Genomic DNA, 20,366 nt, shown 5'->3' on the forward strand with positions numbered 1-20,366 from the left:
CGGCGCGATTCACCACTTTCACTGCCACACCCAGTTACATCCATACACAACAGGGGAGATGCACGATGGTTGCTTATTCGCCGTATAAGAAAAAAAGTATTGGTTGGTTAGCAGGTGTCGCATTGGCGACTGCGAGTCTGTTCAGCGCGGCAGGCCAGGCGGCAGAACAGCCGCCGGTGCGCATCGGATGGGTCAATTGGTCGGACACCGAGATCACGGTCAAGCTGGCGACGCTGGTGCTGGAGGATCAGCTCAAGCAGCCGGTCAAACTGGTCATGGCCGACATCGGCATCCAGTTCCAGGCCATGGCCAACGGCAACATCGACATGATTCCGATGGTCTGGCTGCCCGGTACGCACAAGGCCTTCTACGACAAGTACAAGGACAAGATCGAAGACCTGGGCGTGTTGTATGAGGGCCGGATCGGCATGGCGGTGCCAGACATCGTGCCAGCCAGCGAAGTCGCAAGCCTGGCCGATTTGAACAAGCCGGGCATCAGCGAGAAGTTCGACGGCAAGATCCTCACCTCCGAAGTGGGCAACGGCCAGTACAAGCTCACCGAGAAGGTGCTCAACGACAAGAAAATCGTCGGCTACAAGATGGTCGCGTCTTCGGAAACCGGCATGTTGAGCGAGCTGGATCGCAACCTCAAACGCGGCAAGTGGTCACTGGTCAACGCCTGGAGCCCGCACTGGATGTTCTCCAAATACCCGCTGCGCTATCTGGATGACCCGGAGCACCTGTTCGGCGGCGCCGAGCAGATTCACGCCTTTGGCCGTAAGGGATTCAGCGAGCAGTATCCGAAGGTGGCGCAGTTCTTCGCTCATTACTCCATTCCCAAGGACGATCTGCAAAAGATGATGCTGGAAGCGCGCTCCAGTTCGGCCGAGAAGGTGACCGCCGACTACTACGCGGCCAACAAACAGCGCTTCGCGGCGATGTTCAAGGACAACACCACGGCGGCGACGACGCCTTGATCTGACGTTCAACCTCAAATGCGAAACCCCTGCAGCAGTCCGACTTGTCGGCGGCAGCGACCACACGGATGTCGCTGGCGAGCCGGACTGCTACAGGGGTTTCGTGTTTTTCATTGCCGTTTACGTTGCTTTGGGGCGGTGAGTGCTTCAACGGTGGGAGTGAGCACGCAGTGACAGACTGGCGAGTCAGTCACCTCACGCTTCATCCTGCTTCCCGCGAACCCCGCTCACACTGCCGCCACTGGTGCTGACCTGCACATTCAGGCGCGGCGTGGCCAGGTCCATTCCGGCTTCATCCAGATAACGCTTGAGCGACAGGTTGAATGCTCGCGACACTTCCCATTGCTTGATCGGCGCGGTCTTGAAGCGCGCACGCAGAATGGCGTTGCCCGACTCGAAACTCTCCACCCCTTGAATCTCCAGCGGCGACCAGATGTTGCGCCGTTGCAGTGGATCTGTGCGCATCTTCTGGCCCACGTCACGAATCATCTTCAACGCATCGTCGATGTTCATGTTCGACGGAATCGCGATGCGGAAGATCGCGTAGCCGAACTCGCGGGAGTAGTTCTGGATGCTCTTGATCTCGCTGAACGGAATGGTGTGCACGATCCCGTCGATGTCGCGCAGGCGCACGGTGCGAATCGTCAGGCCTTCAACCGTGCCCAGATGGCCGCCGACATCGACGTAGTCATCGATGGCCAGGGAGTCCTCGATGATGATGAACAGGCCGGTGATCAGATCCGCCACCAGCGACTGCGCACCGAAACCGATGGCCAGACCGATCACACCGGCACCGGCCAGCAAGGGCGTGACGTTCATGCCCATATTCGCCAGCGCAACGATCACCGCGATGATGAAAATGGTCACGAACAGCACGTTGCGGATCAGCGGCATCATCGTTTGCGCGCGCGCGTTCGCCAGGCCTTTGCGCGAGCGGGTGAGGGCATGATGAATCGCGGTGTCGGCCAGTATCCACACCAGCCAGGCGAACATCAGCGTGGTCGCCAGACCCAAGATGCGCACGCTGATGTCATGGCCATCGCCTTCTGAAAAACGAATCAGCGACAGGCCCCAGACCCGCAGCCCCAACTCGATGAACACGAGCCAGACCAGCAGATGCACCACGGTGTAGAAAAAACTTTTCAGGCGCTCGGAATACAACGCATGGCGTTTATGGCCGTGAGAGGGCTTCAGCGAATGGCGCCGTACCAGCCCGTTGATGACCATGCACAGCACCAGCAACACGGTGCAGATCAGCGACTGGCGCAAGGCCGTGCTGGTGTCGCCCGCCGAGAAGAACGTGGCGAACAGCGACACACCCACCAGGACCAGCGCAGGCAAGTACCAGAAGCTGCCGATGATCTCGATGGTGTCGCTCAGGGCTCGGCGTTTCAGGCGTCTGGCCAATGGCTGGTTGCGGATCAAGTGCGCGATGGGACGGCGGAAACGGATGATAAACAGACCCGTGGACACCGCTGCCATGACATTGGCCAAGGTCGCCGTGGTGTGCGCCAGATGCACGCCCAGGCTCGCCACCAGCCGCGGATCGCTCAAGGCTTCTCCGAACGCGGCAAAACTGCCGATCCACCACAGCGGTCGAAAGGCCTGATGGCGCAGGATGTACAACGCCTGATGACGATGAGGGCCGTCGAGCAGGGAAAACGCAATCACGCAGATCGCCGAGAACAGCGTGCCGACCACCAATGCGTAGGCCAGCACCATCGCCAGATCACGCCCCAGCGACGGCGGCAGCGAATAGCTCAGGTATATCGTGATCACCAACGCAATCAACCACGGGCCTAACTTGCGCAGGGCAAAACGTAGCATGTCGGTAGGACGAGGATGCTGCGGTAACTCCTCCGACAGCCCGAAACGCACTCGCACCCGATGACTGAGCCAGATAAGCGCTGCCGCCAACAGACTCCACAGGGCGATCACCACGGCGAAACCGAAGATGATCGGCCACCACTGATTGGCTGGCAGCATCAGGTCGATCAGCTCTTGCTCGGCCAGAGAAATCTCGTCTCCCCAGCGACTGACGGGGCTGTCGTCACCGGTGAACTGCTTCTCGAATTCCGACAAGGTGCTGCCGATCAGGCCCAGCACGCCTTGTTCGGCGGCGGGTTGAGCTTTTTTCGTGGCGTCGCGCAGTTTCTTCAGATCGTCCAGCAACCTGGCGCGCTGCTGATCGTTTTCAAGGGCAGTGATCACCTCATCCAGCGACTGGCCCAAGGGCTCCTGCGCTTGCGGCTGGGCTTTCTGACCGCTCAGCAGACTGGGCAGCCCGGCGGCCTGAGTGAACGCGAACGGGAACAGCGCCAGCAGACAGATCAGCAGCAGGCGCGACAGGGTGTGGGTGCGAGAAAAGGCAGTCACCGGGTCATCAACCTCGAGTCGGCAGGGGCGTTACATCACATTGTGGGAGCCAGCTTGCTTGCGAAGAGGGAGCGTCAGCTAATGCACCTATAACTGACCCACCGCTTTAGCCAGCAAGCGGGCTCCCACAGAAGGCATTGACCATCAGATTGGGAGTGCCCGCGTAATGGTCTTAAGGCAACTCGGCACTGGCATAGAACGCCGTCAGCACCTTGACCAGATGCGCGAGGTCCTGGCTACCGGCCAGTTCGCGGATCGAGTGCATGGCGAAGGTCGGCAGGCCGATGTCCACGGTCCGCACGCCCAGGTGACCGGCGGTGATCGGGCCGATGGTCGAGCCACAAGCCATGTCGCTGCGCACCACGAAACTCTGCACCGGAACTTCTTCGGCCATGCACAGATGACGGAAGAAGCCGGCGGTTTCGCTGTTGGTGGCGTAGCGCTGGTTGCTGTTGACCTTGATCACGGGGCCGGCGTTGAGTTTCGGGCCGTGGTTGCCGTCGTGTTTCTCGGCGTAGTTGGGGTGCACGCCGTGGGCGTTGTCGGCGGAAATCAGCAGCGATTTCTGTACCGTGCGCACGTAGTCGTCGCCCTCTGGCAGCAGACGCTGCAGCACTTGCTCCAGCATCGGGCCGTCAGCGCCACAGGCCGAGGTCGAACCGACTTCTTCGTGGTCGGTGCAGACCAGCACGCAGGTTTCTTCACCTTCGGCATTGAGCAACGCCTGCAGGCCGGCGAAGCACGACAGCAGGTTGTCAAGGCGTGCGCCAGCGATGAAGTCGCCATTGAGGCCGATGACCGCGGCGCTCTGGGTGTCGTAGAAGCTCAGCTCGTAATCGAGCACCACGTCGGCGTTCAGGCCGTGCTCACGTGCCAGCTGGTCGGTCAGCAGGGCGCGGAAGTCTGCACGTTCATCACCGGCTACCTGGGCGAGGATCGGCGGCAGTTCGTTCTGCGCGTTGATCGGCCAGCCCTCGTTGGCAGCGCGGTTGAGGTGGATCGCCAGGTTGGGAATGATCGCGATCGGTTGCTTGAAGTCGATCAGCTGGCTCTCGACCTTGCCGTCACGGCGGAAGGTGACGCGGCCGGCCAGGGACAGGTCGCGGTCGAACCAGGGGGCGAGCAGGGCGCCGCCGTAGACTTCAACGCCGAGCTGCCAGAAGCCTTGGCGTTGCAGTTCAGGCTGCGGTTTGACCCGCAGGCACGGGCTGTCGGTGTGGGCGCCGACCAGGCGGATGCCGCCGAGCAGGGGCGACAGGCGGCCGAGTTTGAAGGCGACGATCGAGGAGTCGTTGCGGGTGACGTAGTAGCGGCCACCGGCTTCGGTGCGCCATGGCTCGCGTTCGTCCAGGCGCTGAAAACCTGCGCCTTCGAGACGTTGCACCAGGGTGGCGGTGGCGTGAAACGGGGTGGGAGAGGCCTTGAGGAAGTCGATCAGGCCTTGGTTCAACTCTTCGCGCATAAGTTACTCCAGACAGCAATGGCGGGAGTTTACAGGCGTATTACCGTCGGAGCGAGCGCGCTTATGGAAAGGTTGAAATGGTTGTCAGGTGTTGGCTTTAGGGCGCTACACGGATGCCCTTTGGGCGCTATCGCGGGCAAGCGCGCTCCTACATTTTTTGCAACGTGCCGCATTCTGATGTACCGCGTCGCCAGCCTCTAAAGCCTTGCGCCAAGGCTAACAACTCGGTCCATCAGGCCATGGCACGTTTAAACAAATGTAGGAGCGCGCTTGCCCGCGACAGGCCCGAAGGGCTTCAGCGTCACCCTCTAAAGCCAACCCCTCAAAACGGCGCCGGACACTCAAACCGCATCCGCTCTTTGCTCACCGGATGCGTAAACGTCAACATGCTCGCGTGCAGACACAACCGCGGATACGCCGCCAGCGCCTCGGGATCGGCGTACAACCCGTCCCCCAACAACGGATGCCCGATCGACAACATATGCACCCGCAACTGATGCGAGCGCCCGGTAATCGGCGTTAGCTCCACCCGACAGTGCGTGTCGTACCGCTCCAACACCTTCCAGAACGTCAACGCATGTTTGCCGAACTCATGGTCCACCACATGCCGAGGCTTGGTCGGCGGGTCGTAACGCAGAGGCAAGTCGATACTGCCACTGTCCAGCTCAGGTTGCCCCCAGGCCAGCGCCGTGTAGGCCTTTTCGGTTTCCCGGTCGTGAAACTGCCGAGATAACTCACGATGGGTGTCGGCATCACGCGCCAGCAGGATGATCCCGGAGGTCTCCCAGTCCAGCCGATGGACGATCAGCGCGTCGGGATAGCCGTTTTCCTGCAGGCGCGTGATCAGGCAATCCTTGTTGTCGTCGGCGCGGCCAGGCACTGAGAGCAGCAGGGTGGGCTTGTTCACCACCAGCACGGCATCGTCCTGATGGAGAATGTGAACATTGGACAGCGGCATTGAACAGCCTCGTAGCGAAAAGCAATCTCGGAGCAGAAATCGGCGTAGATACAAACGCCAACGGCGGCTCGCTCACCCTCATCCCGGTGAAGAGATCAGGACGAGCGAGCCGCCGTGGCGACTGCCTGTTCGGTTAACGATCAGGCAGGGTGATGTTGAGTTCCAGGATCGAGTAGCTGCCCTCATTGTCGAGCGCAACCTGCACTTTATCGTCCTCGATCTGGACGTATTTACGGATCACTTCAACCAGTTCCTTCTGCAGGGCAGGCAGGTAATCCGGGGTACTGCGTTGGCCGCGTTCATGCGCCACGATGATCTGTAGACGCTCTTTCGCGACCGATGCGGTACTGGGCTTTTTGTTGGCACGAAAGAAGTCAAAAATGTTCATTAGTTACCCCCGAACAGGCGTTCGAAAAATCCTTTTTTCTGTACGTCCAGGAAGCGGTGCTCGCGATCTTTGCCCAACAGGCGGTCGACGGCATCGCTGTACGCCTGACCGGCGTCGCTCTGGTCGTCGAGGATGACCGGCACGCCCTGGTTGGAGGCCTTCAATACTGCCTGAGACTCCGGGATCACCCCCAGCAGGGTCACCGCCAGGATTTCCTTGACGTCTTCCACGCCCAGCATCTCGCCTTTGCTTACGCGCTCGGGGTTGTAGCGGGTCAGCAGCAGGTGCTCCTTGATGGGATCTTCGCCACGCTCGGAACGACGGGATTTACTGGCCAGCAGGCCCAGCATGCGGTCCGAGTCGCGCACCGAGGAGACTTCCGGGTTGGTCACGACAATGGCTTCATCCGCGAAATACATCGCCAGGTGAGCGCCTGTTTCGATACCGGCAGGCGAGTCGCAGACGACGTACTCGAAGGTTTCCTTGAGCTCCATCAGGACTTTTTCAACGCCTTCTTTGGTCAGCGCGTCCTTGTCACGGGTCTGGCTGGCAGCCAGGACGAACAGGCCTTCGATCTTCTTGTCCTTGATCAGGGCCTGTTGCAGGTTGGCTTCGCCGTTGACCACGTTGACGAAGTCATACACCACGCGACGCTCGCAACCCATGATCAGGTCGAGGTTACGCAGACCGACGTCGAAGTCGACGATGACTGTTTTGTGGCCGCGCAGTGCGAGGCCGGTACCGATAGCGGCGCTGGTGGTGGTCTTGCCCACACCACCCTTGCCGGATGTAACCACGAGAATCTTGGCCAAGGTGAATCACCCCTAGAGGAAAAAGGACTCGTCGAGCCCCTGAATAGCCCCGCGTGATGTCACCAAAAATGAGCAAAAATGAAAACGTGGGACCGGTTGAGCGGCTACGTCATTTGCATCGAATCGTCAGCGAATCAGCGTGGCTTTGAAAATGGCGCAGTATCCGTTAAAGGCGGACGATGTTCAACACATCGCCAGACAGACTGACTTGTACCCCGGCACCCCACAGAGGGTCGCGTCGCAGGTCTTCGGCGACCTTGTAATGGCCTGCGATGGAGACCAGTTCGGCGACCATCTGCTGGCAGAAAATGCGGGCTTTGGTATCGCCCTTGATGCCCGCCAGTGCGCGACCCCGCATGGGGCCATACACATGGATGTTGCCATCGGCGAGAAGTTCCGCACCAGGACTGACCGAGGAAATCACCACCAGGTCCGAACCCTGCGCGTAGATCTGCTGACCGCCGCGCACGGGAGCCGTGATTATCTTGGTCGGCTTGATCAAGGGCTCCGGCGGTTTTTCCACCACTTCGGGCTTTTTCTTTATTTCGCCTTCCGTCGGATCGAGGGGTCTTTCCCGCGCACCCGAGGGGGGCAATACGGGCAGGTCAATGGCGATGGCGGCGGCGATGTCTTCGATGCGGTTGGCGCGGATGGCCAGGGTGCGCAGGCCGTGATGGCGGCACACGCGCATCATCGCTTGCAGATCGATCGCGCCTTCGTTGGGCGGCAGCTTGTCCAGCGCCAACACCAGCGGGGTGTTGCTGAAGAAATTCGGCGCCTGGGCGACCTTGGCCGCCAGCTGACGATCCAGCGCTTCAAGGTTGTTGCGGGCCAGTTCCAGCACGGTGATGGCCAGCATGCTGCCCTTCAACTGGAACACGGGTTCCTTGTCTTGCAATTCGATTTGGCTCATGTCGGCATACAGCGGCTTGTCGCTAAAAGTGCCGAGACTTATAACGAGAACGCCCGCGAGTCGCAAGGGAGGGGGCACCTGACGAAGCGTCACAGGCAGCGCCGAACCGATGTAGAATGCCCGCCTTTGCCCTGACGGAAGCTGTAATGGATCGCCCGCGTTTTCGAGCTTACTTTCTTCATCCCCGCTTTTGGCCGCTGTGGCTGGGGCTGGGCTTGCTCTGGCTGATCGTGCAATTGCCGTTTCGTGCGCTGGTGCTGATTGGCCGGGCGCTGGGCGGGATCATGTATTACTTCGCCACCGACCGGCGGATCATCGCGGCGCGCAATCTTGAGCTGTGTTTCCCGCAGTATTCAAAAGCCGAGCGCAAGCGCCTGCTCAAGGAAAACTTCGCCTCCACCGGCATCGCCTTTTTCGAGATGGCCATGAGCTGGTGGTGGAGCCCGCAACGCCTGGCCAGGCTCGCCCACATCGAAGGGATCGAGCACCTCAAGCAGCCGCACGAGCAAGGGCAGGGCGTGATCCTCATGGCGCTGCACTTCACCACGCTTGAAATCGGCGCGGCCCTGCTCGGTCAGCAGCACACCATCGACGGCATGTACCGCGAACACAAGAACGCCCTGTTCGACTACATTCAGCGTCGCGGCCGTGAGCGACACAACCTGGATTCCATCGCCGTCGAGCGCGAAGACGTGCGCGGCATGATCAAGCAACTGCGCAAGGGCCGCGCCATCTGGTACGCGCCCGATCAGGACTACGGCGCCAAGCAGAGTATTTTCGTGCCGCTGTTCGGCATTCAGGCCGCCACCGTACCGGCCACCAGCAAATTCGCGACCCTGGGCCGCGCCTTGGTGGTGCCGTTCACTCAGGAGCGTCTAGCCGATGGCAGCGGATACAAACTGGTGATTCATCCGCCACTCGCCGATTTCCCCGGCGAGAGCGATGAGGCCGACTGCATCCGCATCAACCAGTGGGTCGAGCGCGCCGTGACCGAATGTCCCGAGCAGTACCTGTGGGCGCACCGGCGTTTCAAGAGCCGGCCGCCGGGCGAGCCGAAACTGTACAACAAGCGTGGTTGAACACGAGAGCTGAGCCTATATGACGACAAGCGCAACAGAACAAAAACCAGTCAACAGCGCTTCAACCACCCCGGTGGGCCTGGAATCGGTCACCGGGTTGATCCTTTCCGGCGGCGGTGCCCGCGCGGCCTATCAGGTCGGGGTACTGGCCGGCATCGCCGACCTGCTGCCGGTGGGCGCGAAGAACCCGTTTCCGGTGATCGTCGGCACCTCCGCCGGCGCCATCAACGCAGTGAAACTCGCCAGCGGCGCCACGCAGTTTCGCACCGCCATCCACGAGCTTACCGACTTCTGGCAAAGCTTTCGCAGCCATCAGGTGCTGCGCAGCGACTGGTCGGGAGTGGTTCGTCAGGCCGCGCGATTCTTCGCCCGCAGTCTGCTCGGCATTGGTCGCAAGCAGGTGCCGGTAGCGCTGCTCAACAGCTCGCCGCTCAAGGACCTGCTCAATGAGCGGCTGAATCTTTCCGGCATCGACGAGGCCATCGAGTCCCGCCATTTACGTGCGGTGGCGGTCACGGCGTTCGGTTATGAGTCGGGGAGGGCGGTCACGTTCTATCAGGGCAAGGGCACCATCGATTCCTGGTTGCGTCATCGGCGGATCGGCCTGCCGACGCGTCTGACGGTCGATCACTTGCTGGCCAGCTCGGCGATTCCGCTGCTGTTCGCCCCGGTGAAGCTGGAAGATGAATACTTTGGCGATGGCGCCGTGCGGCAGTCGGCGCCGATCAGCCCGGCATTACACCTGGGCGCCAACCGCGTGCTGGTGGTGGGCGTCAGCGGCAACCCGCGCGGGCCAGGCGCGAACGTGGCGGTCAAGCGCACGGTCAGCGGCGCACAGCCAAGCCTGGCGCAGATCAGCGGGCACATGCTCAACAGCACGTTCATCGACAGCCTTGAAAGCGACATCGAGCTGCTGGAACGGCTGAACCTGCTCAGCCGCATGCTGCCGACGCCTCCCGAGCCGTCGCCGCACATCAGCGAGCAGCCCACGCCTGCACAGTCTCTGGCGCCGGTGGAGGTGCTGGTGATTTCGCCGAGCCAGCCACTGGATGAAATCGCCGCCCGCCATCGCCGCGAGCTGCCGTCGGCCCTGCGCACGTTTCTGCGTGGGCCGGGAGCAACCAAGACCAGCGGGGCAGGGGTGCTGAGTTATCTGCTGTTTGAATCGGGGTATTGCAGCGAATTGATAGAGTTGGGACGCCGCGATGCGATGGCCCAGCGAGAGGATTTGATGCGGTTTTTGGGGATCGTGTGAAGACGGATTCATCCGATAGGCCGGGATCAGGTGTAGGAGCGCGCTTGCCCGCGATTGCGGTAGGTCAGAGGCGCATATGTCACAGGCAGACCGCCCATCGCGGGCAAGCGCGCTCCTACAGGATCGTAGTTATCGGGCGATTGTTTACGCCGTCAATTTGTCATCGCGAAAATCGCGCAACGCTTGTTCGATCTCTTCGCGGGTGTTCATCACGAACGGACCGTATTGCACGATCGGCTCGCCCAGCGGTTTGCCTGCGATCAGCAGCACTTTGGTGTCGACCGATGCGCTCAGCTTCAGCTCGCCATTTTCCGACAGCCGCGCCAGACGGCTCTTGCCGAGCTTTTGTGATTGTCCGGCGATTTCCGCTTCACCTTCGTACACATACAGCAGCACGCGATGGCCTTCAGGCACCTTTGGGCTGACCGACTGGCCGGCCGGGATGTGGAAGTCGAAATACTGCGGCTCGGTGTCCGGACGCTGCACGGCGCCTGCTTGCTGCACCTGGCCGTCGTCGAAGAGACCTGCGATCACCACAACGTCAACGCCGTTCTGCGTGGTGATGCGCGGGATGCGCTCGGGCTGAATATCGTCGTAACCGGCATCGCCCATTTTCGATTTGCCCGGCAAATTCAGCCACAGCTGAAAGCCGCGCATCACGCCTTCTTCCTGCTCGGGCATTTCGCTGTGAATCACGCCGCGGGCAGCGGTCATCCACTGCACACCGCCGCCCTGCAGCAGGCCGACGTTGCCCATATGGTCCTCGTGGCGCATGCGGCCTTCGAGCATGTAGGTCACGGTTTCGAAGCCGCGGTGGGGGTGTGGCGGAAAGCCGGCGATGTAATCGTCAGCCTTGTCAGAGCCGAACTCATCGAGCATCAGGAAGGGGTCGAACGCCTCGATACCCGGACCGCCGAAGACGCGAGTCAGCTTGACGCCGGCGCCGTCCGAGGTCGGCTGGCCGCTCTGCATGGACAGCACTTTGCGATATTGAGTCATGAGGCTCACTCCGAGAAGAATGGGAATGGCGCCTATGGTATGCCTATTGATGCGATGGATGGGTGACGTTTTTGCGAGGGATTGATCGGGTTGTTAGATGGTTTTCAGGATTAATGTGATTCTCTGTGGGAGCGAATTCATTCGCGAGACGCCAGTACATTCGACAGAAATTTATCGACTGTGCCGACTTCTCGCGAATGAATTCGCTCCCACAGGGTTAACCAGCGCCGATCAGCAGTGTGACCGGCAGGCGTTCATCACTCGGAAATCTGCAGCTTGCGCGCTTCGGTGTACACGTACCGCACCTTCTCATACTCGAACGGCGAGTTCATCTGGCCGTAGCGGAAGCTGGTGGTGTAGCGGCGGTCAATGGCACGCAGCAGGTACAGCTCCGGATGATCCTGGCTGACCTGCGCCACGTTCAGGAAGTTGATCTGCGATTCGGCGGTGAAGTCGAACACCAGGCCGCCGGTGTCACGCAGGTTAGAGGGCCCGAGGATCGGCAGCACCAGATACGGCCCGGCAGGCACGCCATAGAAGCCCAGGGTCTGGCCGAAGTCTTCGCTCTGTTTGGGCAGGCCCATCCAGGTGGCCGCGTCCCACAAGCCCGCGACGCCAATGGTCGTGTTGATGATCAGTCGGCCCGTGGTGTCCAGCGAGCGCTTGCCCTTGAATTGCAACAGGCTGTTGAGCAGGTTGGGGATGTCGCCCAGGTTGCTGAAGAAGTTGCTCACGCCGGTACGCAGAAAACTTGGGGTCACGTATTTATAGCCGTTGACCACCGGCAGAAACACCCACTCATCGAAGCGGTAATTGAAGTGGTAGACCCGACGGTTCCACGATTCCAGCGGGTCGTAGACATTGAGGGCGTTGAGCGAGGAGCGCTCGAACTCCTGGGCGTCCAGGCCGGGGTTGAATTTCAGCGACTTCAGCGGCTCGGTGAAACCGTCCGGGTTGTCGACCCGTTTGACCGGTTGCGCCTGGGAGACAATCGGCGCATCGGCCGCGTGAACAGCGCCTGCGCAGAGCAGGGCAGCGATAAGCAATAGACGTTTAGCCACGGAAAAACTCCAGCATGGCGTCGCTGTTGACGCGATAGTTCATGTTGCCGCAATGACCGCCGTAGGGATAAACGGTCAGGCGATCGCCAAAGGTCTTGCGCAGGAATCCGAGGTCGCCAGGCCCCAGGATCACGTCGTCGGCGTTATGCATCACGGCGATCTTCTTGCTGGTGCTCAGGTAATCCTTGAGGGCATACAGGCTGACCTGATCGACCAGCTGCAGCAGGCTGCCGCCGTCGGTGCGGGCGCGCCACATCGGGATCACCTGTTCGGTGACGTAGCAGTCGAAGTCGCATTGCAGCGCACGCTTGAGGAACGGCGTGAGGCTGGTGCCTTCGCTGATCGGCGTCTTCGGCGGAGTGATCAGGCCGCGACGGTTGATCAAGTCCGAGGTGAAGGCAATGTCAGCCGCCGAGAAGCGGAACGAGGTGCCGATCAGCATGGCCATCTGTTCGTTGGACAGGTGCTGCTTGGACTGCTGGAAGTCATAGAGCAGCGCGTCGTTAAGGTCGATGTAGCCTTTTTCGCGGAAGTAACGGGTCAGCTTTTGCAGCACCAGCTCATAGAAGGTGGTGCTGTTGGTGATGCCTTTAACCTCGGTCTGGACCATTTTGTCCAGGTTGGTGATCGAGGTGTAGAGATTGACCGGCGGGTTGATCAGCAGCACTTTCTTGAAGTTGAAGCTGCGACGGGTCTCGTCCAGCTTGCTGACGAACGCCGCGTCCAGAGCGCCCAGGCTGTAACCGGTGAGGTAATACTCGGTGACCTGAAGCTTATTCTGCTGTGCGCGTATGGCCTGCATGACGCGGTAGAGGTCTTCAGCGTCTTCAGTGGTCACGCCGGGGGTGGCAAAGCGTGAGGCAGCGCTCATGAAGTCGTAGCTGGTAGGCGACGACAGCTGTACGACGTTGTACCCGGCTCCGTAATACAGACGCTTGAGGTACTCATTGAGGGTGCTGTTGTATGGCGCGCCGGTGCCTGCGATCAGGAAGATCAGCGGCGCCGGGTGGTCCTGTTTGGCCAGGCGGTAACGCAGTTTTTTCACCGCCCAGAAGTTGTCCGGCAGGGTAAATTCGCGATCCGGACGCAGGGTCAGGCTGTAGTCGTCCTGATCGATGTCGGCATCGTCAGGGACTTTTGCACGCAAATCTGGAGGCGTCGTGGCGATGGTCGCCTCGAACGGGTTGGTCAGAGGGTAGCCATAGCTGGACGGATCGACATCGACCGCCATCACGGACGCACTCAAGAACAGGCCGCCAGACAGGGCGGCGAGGCGTAGAAAACGAAGCATGACTAAATCCCTTGGGAAAGAAGTGCTGTTGAGATACGCAGGCTATGACCGGAGGGCGATGACAAAAGTGCCGTAATGGCAATCTGCATTTACACCCGGCCGTACCCCCTGCAAATCCTAGGCGACAATACACGTTCTGGCCCGCTTGGCGTGTCATGTTGTGCTTATAAAGTGTGAAGGTTGTTGTGCCTGTTCTTGTGGCGGGGTGAGTGCGGCTATGCTGGGCGTCGTTTTTGCGCTTTGGAGCGTTCTGTGTCCCGTCGTCTGCCGCTGGTTGTCTCGCTCATTGCCCTGGCCCTGTGGCTGGCTCTCTCTTACGGGCTGCGTTACGGGCTGATGGAGGATGTGCAGTGGGTAGGGCTGTGCTCGGACGATGCCTTGAAATGGCAATGCGTGGTGCGTTCGAACCTGGGCCTGCTGATTCACTTCGGCGTGTTCGGCTGGGGCGCGCTGGTGACGTCGCTGATCGCCTTCTTTGTGCCAAAAAGGGCGGGGCGGGTGCTCGCGGGCATCGCGCTGATGCTGGGCGTGCTGTCGCTGGTGCTGTACACGGCGAGTCTGGCGGTGTTTGCGGTGGTGATTGCGGGGCTGCGGCTGGTGCGGGCGCAGTGATCCGCTCTGATTCTGCCCGGGGTCGCGTCCGAGCGCAGCTGCAATGAAATCGGTCAATTGGGTGTGTCAGGTATACGGCGTCGTCAGGTTTCACTGCCGCTGCGCAGCAGATCGCGAGCAAGCTTGCTACGGCCTGCGGCCAGAATTAAAAGCCTGACAACCGCCACAACCAGCTTCTGCCGAAGGCGTAGGAGCAAGCTTGCTCGCGATCGGCCGGGAACCGGCAGCAAAACCGGACGCCAAGGTCGACCTGACACACCGCATTGACCGATTTCACTACCGCTGCGCTCGGACGCCATCCCGGGCAGCGCGAAGCTTTTCGCAACGTCAAACCCCAGACAGCATAAAGGGGAGCCGAGGCTCCCCTTTAAATCGTTGCACGTGCTCTTTTCTTATTGTTGTAGGGCGGTCTATTGTTGTTTTTGGCAACCAGTCCCTTCACAGCGTTCTTCAGTGATCCCCATCCGGGATACAAGAGCAAACGTATTTTTTTGAGCGCTTATCTGCTTCGATCCTTGGCCTGAGGCGAGGATCCAACCCATTCCGGACGCTACCTGAAGGTAGTTTTATTGTTCTCTGTCGGGTTGTGGGGCCAGGGCCCCTGTAAAGCACATCTACTCCAAAAAAATCAGTTGGCTGCGTCTCTGTACCGTTGTTCTTGTTATGTCAGAGCCGATTCATCTTATTTTTATTGGGTTTTCACATTTTGTTCTTGTTATGCAGGAGATATAGCAGGTACCGTGCCAACTTTTAAAAACCTTTTTAAATCAATCGTTTGAGAATGCTTGACGTTTTTTCAAGTCTTCGGCGCAGCCCATTCTGTTTCCGTGTTACCCGTATTCTGTTTTGGAATGCCGTCATCGGTAACACAATGTGTTTCGCACACTGCGCACCAGTGCCAGGGTCATCACCACGCTGACCAAGGCCCATGCCAGAGCCTGCGGGTTACTGAGCCCTTCTCGAAACAATTGCGGGGCGATGCCGACGCCGACGATGAACGCCAGCAAGATCACTTCACGTTTTGGCACGCTGACCGGCCGTAACAGATAGAAGAGGGCGGGCAGCCACAAGGTCGCCGTGGCGAAGCTGCGATAGCGCGGGTCGAACACCATGGCCAACATCATCACCGCCGCCGCGAACCCGCTTGCTCCCAGCCACCAGCCCGCCCGTGCGTCGAACCACATGAACGCTCGTCCGCGCCATCCGTTCTTCGCCGACAGTGTGAGCGACGCATGGGCCAGCACCAGCAGATTGAGCACGACCAACACTACAGCCCAAAGGTATTCGCCTGCAAAGCGACTGGTGACCCGCGCAAGCTCGCCCCAGGTCGCAATGCAGCATCCTCCGAACACCGCCAATATCGGCAGGATCAGCGCACTGCGCTGTTCGGTGACGCGTCCGGCGACGACCAGAGCCAACAGGCTGATCACGCCGCTCACTGCCAGCCAAAACGGCCAGTAGGGCAGGTTGGACACCGGCCCCGCCAGCACGCCTTTCTCCAGACGATCGGCATCGAACAGCCCCCAGTAACCGCCCACTGCCCCCTCGGCCTCGCGCTTCCACGGTTGGTCGAAGGCTTCGATCAGGTTGTAGCGCCAGCCGTTTTGCTCGGCCATGGCGACAAAACTGCGGATGAACTTCGCCTCATTTACCCGGCTGGGCAGGGCAGTTTCCCGCTGGCGCCCTTCGCTGGGCCAGCCGGTCTCGCCGATGAAAATGTCCCTGGGGGCGAATTGCCTGGCGAAGGTGTCGTGAATCTGCGCCACATGAGCCAGCGCGTCATCGATGCTCTTGGGGTTGTCTTCCCAGTACGGCAATAAATGGATGGTCAGGAAATCCACCGCAGGCGCGACTTCCGGGTACTGCAGCCAATATTCCCAGACGTCGGCATAAGTCACTGGCTGCTTCACCGCTGCTTTCACCTGGCGGATCAGCGTTGCCAGTTGGGGCCCGGTGACCTCTTTGCGTAACAACGTCTCGTTACCGACAATCACAGCGGTGACAACATCCGGATACGCATTGGCGGCCGCAATCAGCGCCTTGACCTCCTTGGCCGTGTCCTCGGGGTTGGCGTTGACCCACGCCCCCAGCATCACTTTCAGGCCATGTTTGCGTGCCAGTTCCGGGATCGCTTCAAGGCCCGTCATCGAATAAGTGCGAATGCAGTCGAAGCGCGTTGCCAGCAGGGCAAGGTCGGCGTCCATCCGCGCCGGGCGCAGGGTGAACGGCTGATCGAAGGGCGACTGGTCTTTATCGAACGGGGTGTAGGAGGCGCATTGCAGCTTGTGCGTTGGCGTGGCGGCATCAGGGAGCATCACCGGTTTGCCGAGGCTGTACCAGTAACCACACAAGGCGATCAGAGCGATCAGGCAGGACAGCAGATACGTCAAAACAGGCGAGCGGGAGGTGGCGGGCATGATCGAGCCGAATAGGGCAGGGGAGCGCATGTTAGCACTGGTCGGCACTGCCCTGTAGGAGCGCGCTTGCCCGCGAAAACGCGGTGTTCTGGCACTGAAAATCTTTGCTGGCAGGACGCCATCGCGGGCAAGCGCGCTCCTACATGTGACGTGTCGGGCGGCTCGTATTAATCAGACATGCAATTTTCGGACGGACTGCGGCCCTTTTTACGACTTGTCTGTCGCTGATGGCTTACTGATGTCGTTTCCCGGTGCCTGAGTGTCGTTGACAGGAAAGGCACAAGGTCGGTGGGGGTTGATGATCGTCTCGTCAACGCAGCGGGTGCTGCTGCGCAGGCAAGTGGTTGAAGCGTGAAAGTCGGGGGATGCGCCAAATGTGGGCGCGGCGTCCTGTCTTATAAAAACGTTAACGAGACCCAACGACCCGTTGGGTTCAGGACTACCGGGGAAGTAACGATGAAGATGCGAAATATCCTGGGTGCGGGTGCCGTTCTGGCCCTTGCCATCAGTTCTACGCTGGCCCTTGCCGCCGACAAACCCGAGCTGAGCGTCGGTTATGTGGATGGCTGGTCTGACAGCGTTGCGACCACCAACGTGGCCGCCGAAGTGATTCAGCAGAAACTGGGCTACCCCGTGAAACTGCAGGCGGTCGCCGCCGGGATCATGTGGCAGGGCGTCGCCACCGGCAAGCTGGATATGATCCTGTCTGCCTGGCTGCCCGTGACACACGGCGAATACTGGGCCAAGAACAAGGACAAGGTCACCGACTACGGTCCGAACTTCAAGGACGCCAAGATCGGCCTGATCGTGCCGGAATACGTGAAAGCGAATTCGGTCGCCGACCTCAAGACCGATGAGTCCTTCAAGAAGAAAATCGTCGGCATCGACGCAGGTTCCGGCGTGATGATCAAGACCGACCAGGCCATCAAGGACTACGGTCTGGACGGCTACAAGCTTCAGGCAAGTTCCGGCGCCGGCATGATTGCCGAGCTGACCCGCGCCGAAAACAAGAAAGAATCCATTGCCGTCACCGGTTGGGTGCCGCACTGGATGTTCGCCAAGTGGAAACTGAAATTCCTGGAAGACCCGAAAGGCGTTTATGGCGCCGCTGAAACCGTGGACAACATCGGCAGCCTGGACTTGGCCAAGAAAGCCCCGGACGTTGCAGAGTTCCTGAAAAAATTCCAGTGGAAAGACAAAGATGAGATTGGCGAAGTCATGCTCGCCATCCAGGACGGCGCCAAGCCTGAACAGGCCGCCAAGGACTGGGTTGCCAAGCACCCGGAACGCGTCAAGGAGTGGACCGGTAAGTAATCTGCCGTAAAAGATTCATGTGTGACCCGAACCGCCCGACGATCTTTCGCCGGGCGGTTTTTTGACTTGCCTACAACCGCTTCTGCCCGCAGGGCGTAGGAGCAAGCTTGCTCGCGATCTGGCGCGAAGCGGCAGCAAATCCTGTGTACGCGGTGTATCAGGCAGACCGAGGAGGCAGATTTTACTCCTGCCTCGCAGCAGATCGCGAGCAAGCTTGCCCCGGCCTTCGGCCAGAATCAAAAATTTGCGTAGCCCCACAGGTCACTTACGCCAAACATGCCTCCGCTTTTTTCTCATCCTTGAAACACACGGGGTCTCGCCCATCAGCTAATGTCGTTCTAATACTAAGGTCGTCTGGAGTGCGTGCCAGAGCCGACTAAAGTGGATCACGTGACATCCATCTGTGCTGCGAGGACAAAAACAATGAACGACAGCATTTACCTCTCGATTCAGAACAGCCCGCGCTTCAAGGAGCTGGTCTCGAAAAGGGAACGATTCGCCTGGATTCTCTCGGCGATCATGCTTGGGCTCTATGCCGCTTTCATCCTCTTGATTGCGTATGGGCCTCAGATTCTGGGCGCCAAACTCAGCGCCACATCATCCATCACCTGGGGAATGCCAATCGGCGTGGGCCTGATCCTTTCCGCGTTCGTGTTGACAGCCATCTATGTGCGTCGTGCAAACGGCGAGTTCGATGAGCTGAACAACGCGATCCTGAAGGAGGCACAACAATGAGCCGGCGCCTGCTAGCACTCCTTGGCCTTGCGGCCTTTGCCCCGACACTCATGGCGGCGGATGCCTTGACTGGCGCGGTGCAGAAACAACCGCTCAACGTGGCCGCGATCATCATGTTCGTGGCCTTTGTGGCCTTCACCCTGTGCATTACGTACTGGGCGGCGAAAAAGAACAAAACGGCGGCTGATTATTACTCGGCGGGCGGCAAGATCACCGGGTTTCAAAATGGCTTGGCGATCGCCGGGGACTACATGTCGGCAGCGTCCTTCCTGGGTATCTCGGCCTTGGTGTACGCGTCCGGCTATGATGGCCTGATCTACTCGATCGGCTTCCTCGTGGGCTGGCCGATCATTCTGTTCCTGATCGCCGAACGCCTGCGTAACCTGGGCAAATACACCTTCGCTGACGTGGCGTCCTACCGCCTGAAGCAGAAGGAAATCCGTACCCTGTCCGCCTGTGGTTCGCTGGTGGTGGTGGCGTTCTACCTCATCGCGCAGATGGTCGGCGCGGGCAAGCTGATCCAGTTGCTGTTCGGCCTGGACTACGCGGTTGCGGTGGTGTTGGTCGGTATCCTGATGTGCCTGTACGTGCTGTTCGGCGGCATGCTGGCGACCACCTGGGTGCAGATCATCAAGGCCGTGCTGTTGCTGTCCGGTGCGTCGTTCATGGCCCTGATGGTCATGAAACACGTCAACTTCGACTTCAACGTGCTGTTCTCCGAAGCCGTGAAGGTTCACCCGAAAGGCGAGGCCATCATGAGCCCCGGCGGCCTGGTGAAAGACCCCATCTCGGCATTCTCCCTGGGTCTGGCGCTGATGTTCGGCACTGCGGGCCTGCCACACATCCTGATGCGCTTCTTCACGGTGAGCGATGCCAAGGAAGCCCGTAAATCGGTTCTGTACGCGACCGGCTTCATCGGCTACTTCTACATCCTGACCTTCATCATCGGTTTTGGCGCGATCCTGTTGGTCAGCACCAACCCGGCGTTCAAGGATGCAGCAGGCGCGCTGATCGGCGGCAACAACATGGCGGCGGTGCACCTGGCCGATGCCGTAGGCGGCAGCCTGTTCCTGGGCTTCATCTCGGCGGTGGCCTTCGCGACCATCCTGGCGGTGGTAGCGGGTCTGACTCTGGCCGGTGCTTCGGCGGTCTCCCACGACCTCTACGCCAGCGTGATCAAGGCCGGTAAAGCCAACGAGAAAGACGAAATCCGCGTCTCGAAGATCACCACCATCGCGCTGGCCATCGTCGCCATCCTGCTGGGTATTGCCTTCGAAAGTCAGAACATCGCGTTCATGGTGGGCTTGGCGTTCTCCATCGCGGCGAGCTGCAACTTCCCTGTGCTGTTGCTCTCGATGTACTGGAAAAACCTGACCACCCGTGGCGCCATGATCGGCGGCTGGATGGGGCTGATCAGCGCGGTTGTGCTGATGATTCTCGGCCCGACCATCTGGGTGCAGATCCTGCATCACGAGAAGGCGATCTTCCCGTACGAGTACCCGGCGTTCTTCTCGATCATCATCGCGTTCGTGGGGATCTGGTTCTTCTCGATCACCGACAAGTCGAAAGCGGCTGAAGGTGAGCGCGAGCTGTTCTATCCACAGTTCGTGCGTTCGCAGACCGGCCTGGGTGCCAGTGGTGCGGTGTCTCACTGATATGTGGTAATCGCTTGGAATGAAAACGCCCCGACTGAATCGGGGCGTTTTTGTTTGCGCGG

17 protein-coding genes are annotated in these 20,366 nt (G+C 60.0%); 7 read left to right on the forward strand and 10 right to left on the reverse strand.

Annotation, left to right across the window (positions count from 1 at the left end):
• Nucleotides 1-65 precede the first annotated feature (65 nt).
• Nucleotides 66-977, forward strand: coding sequence for a glycine betaine ABC transporter substrate-binding protein (locus tag AC07V9_RS23270; RefSeq protein WP_495017989.1), 912 nt, complete (start codon nt 66-68; stop codon nt 975-977).
• 195 nt (nt 978-1,172) lie between these two features.
• On the opposite strand, the gene AC07V9_RS23275 is transcribed toward AC07V9_RS23270, so the two are convergent.
• From AC07V9_RS23275 to minC, 6 genes are all read right to left on the reverse strand, one after another.
• Complete coding sequence (locus AC07V9_RS23275) at nt 1,173-3,353, reverse strand: mechanosensitive ion channel family protein (protein ID WP_495017990.1); 2,181 nt, start codon at nt 3,351-3,353, stop codon at nt 1,173-1,175.
• Nucleotides 3,354-3,525: 172 nt separating this feature from the next.
• A complete protein-coding gene (locus AC07V9_RS23280) occupies nt 3,526-4,815 on the reverse strand; it encodes a M18 family aminopeptidase (protein ID WP_495017991.1) in 1,290 nt (429 codons plus the stop codon).
• Nucleotides 4,816-5,137: 322 nt separating this feature from the next.
• Entirely contained in the window at nt 5,138-5,773 is a 636-nt protein-coding gene (locus AC07V9_RS23285; RefSeq protein WP_495017992.1) for an RluA family pseudouridine synthase, read from the reverse strand.
• Between the two features lie 133 nt (nt 5,774-5,906).
• Complete coding sequence (gene minE, locus AC07V9_RS23290) at nt 5,907-6,161, reverse strand: cell division topological specificity factor MinE (RefSeq protein ID WP_166593368.1); 255 nt, start codon at nt 6,159-6,161, stop codon at nt 5,907-5,909.
• Complete coding sequence (gene minD, locus AC07V9_RS23295; protein WP_495017993.1) at nt 6,161-6,973, reverse strand: septum site-determining protein MinD; 813 nt, start codon at nt 6,971-6,973, stop codon at nt 6,161-6,163. The genes minE and minD overlap by 1 nt, the downstream gene beginning before the upstream one ends.
• Nucleotides 6,974-7,139: 166 nt before the next feature.
• Nucleotides 7,140-7,886: a septum site-determining protein MinC gene (gene minC / locus AC07V9_RS23300; protein WP_495017994.1), complete on the reverse strand. Its 747-nt coding sequence runs from the start codon at nt 7,884-7,886 to the stop codon at nt 7,140-7,142.
• A 146-nt stretch (nt 7,887-8,032) separates the two neighbouring features.
• Here minC and AC07V9_RS23305 point away from each other — a divergent pair, with 146 nt between their 5' ends.
• Together AC07V9_RS23305 and AC07V9_RS23310 are read left to right on the forward strand one after the other, a co-directional pair.
• A complete protein-coding gene (locus tag AC07V9_RS23305; protein WP_495017995.1) occupies nt 8,033-8,965 on the forward strand; it encodes a lipid A biosynthesis lauroyl acyltransferase in 933 nt (310 codons plus the stop codon).
• 19 nt (nt 8,966-8,984) lie between these two features.
• A complete protein-coding gene (locus tag AC07V9_RS23310; RefSeq protein ID WP_495017996.1) occupies nt 8,985-10,220 on the forward strand; it encodes a patatin-like phospholipase family protein in 1,236 nt (411 codons plus the stop codon).
• Between the two features lie 144 nt (nt 10,221-10,364).
• Here AC07V9_RS23310 and AC07V9_RS23315 read toward each other — a convergent pair whose 3' ends face one another.
• The 3 genes from AC07V9_RS23315 to AC07V9_RS23325 all read right to left on the reverse strand — a co-directional run bounded on the left by AC07V9_RS23315 (nt 10,365) and on the right by AC07V9_RS23325 (nt 13,571).
• On the reverse strand, nt 10,365-11,219 hold the full coding sequence (locus AC07V9_RS23315; protein ID WP_495017997.1) for a pirin family protein: 855 nt from the start codon (nt 11,217-11,219) through the stop codon (nt 10,365-10,367).
• 257 nt (nt 11,220-11,476) lie between these two features.
• Nucleotides 11,477-12,280 (reverse strand): MlaA family lipoprotein, encoded by an 804-nt coding sequence (locus AC07V9_RS23320; protein WP_495017998.1) that lies wholly within the window; start codon nt 12,278-12,280, stop codon nt 11,477-11,479.
• Nucleotides 12,273-13,571: a serine/threonine protein kinase gene (locus AC07V9_RS23325; protein WP_495017999.1), complete on the reverse strand. Its 1,299-nt coding sequence runs from the start codon at nt 13,569-13,571 to the stop codon at nt 12,273-12,275. Before AC07V9_RS23325 ends, AC07V9_RS23320 begins: the two co-directional genes overlap by 8 nt.
• 252 nt (nt 13,572-13,823) lie before the next feature.
• Here AC07V9_RS23325 and AC07V9_RS23330 point away from each other — a divergent pair, with 252 nt between their 5' ends.
• Nucleotides 13,824-14,183: a hypothetical protein gene (locus AC07V9_RS23330; RefSeq protein ID WP_495018000.1), complete on the forward strand. Its 360-nt coding sequence runs from the start codon at nt 13,824-13,826 to the stop codon at nt 14,181-14,183.
• Between the two features lie 857 nt (nt 14,184-15,040).
• Here AC07V9_RS23330 and AC07V9_RS23335 read toward each other — a convergent pair.
• Nucleotides 15,041-16,600, reverse strand: coding sequence for a glycoside hydrolase family 17 protein (locus AC07V9_RS23335; RefSeq protein ID WP_495018026.1), 1,560 nt, complete (start codon nt 16,598-16,600; stop codon nt 15,041-15,043).
• A gap of 456 nt (nt 16,601-17,056) precedes the next feature.
• Between AC07V9_RS23335 and AC07V9_RS23340 the strand changes: the two genes are divergently transcribed.
• The 3 genes from AC07V9_RS23340 (at nt 17,057) to AC07V9_RS23350 (ending at nt 20,304) form a co-directional block, all read left to right on the forward strand.
• Complete coding sequence (locus AC07V9_RS23340; RefSeq protein ID WP_495018001.1) at nt 17,057-17,914, forward strand: glycine betaine ABC transporter substrate-binding protein; 858 nt, start codon at nt 17,057-17,059, stop codon at nt 17,912-17,914.
• A gap of 423 nt (nt 17,915-18,337) precedes the next feature.
• Nucleotides 18,338-18,649 (forward strand): DUF485 domain-containing protein, encoded by a 312-nt coding sequence (locus AC07V9_RS23345; RefSeq protein WP_400597123.1) that lies wholly within the window; start codon nt 18,338-18,340, stop codon nt 18,647-18,649.
• Complete coding sequence (locus tag AC07V9_RS23350) at nt 18,646-20,304, forward strand: cation acetate symporter (protein ID WP_495018002.1); 1,659 nt, start codon at nt 18,646-18,648, stop codon at nt 20,302-20,304. Before AC07V9_RS23345 ends, AC07V9_RS23350 begins: the two co-directional genes overlap by 4 nt.
• Nucleotides 20,305-20,366 lie beyond the last annotated feature (62 nt).

It is taken from the genome of Pseudomonas sp. GW821-FHT02A11 (assembly GCF_059421985.1).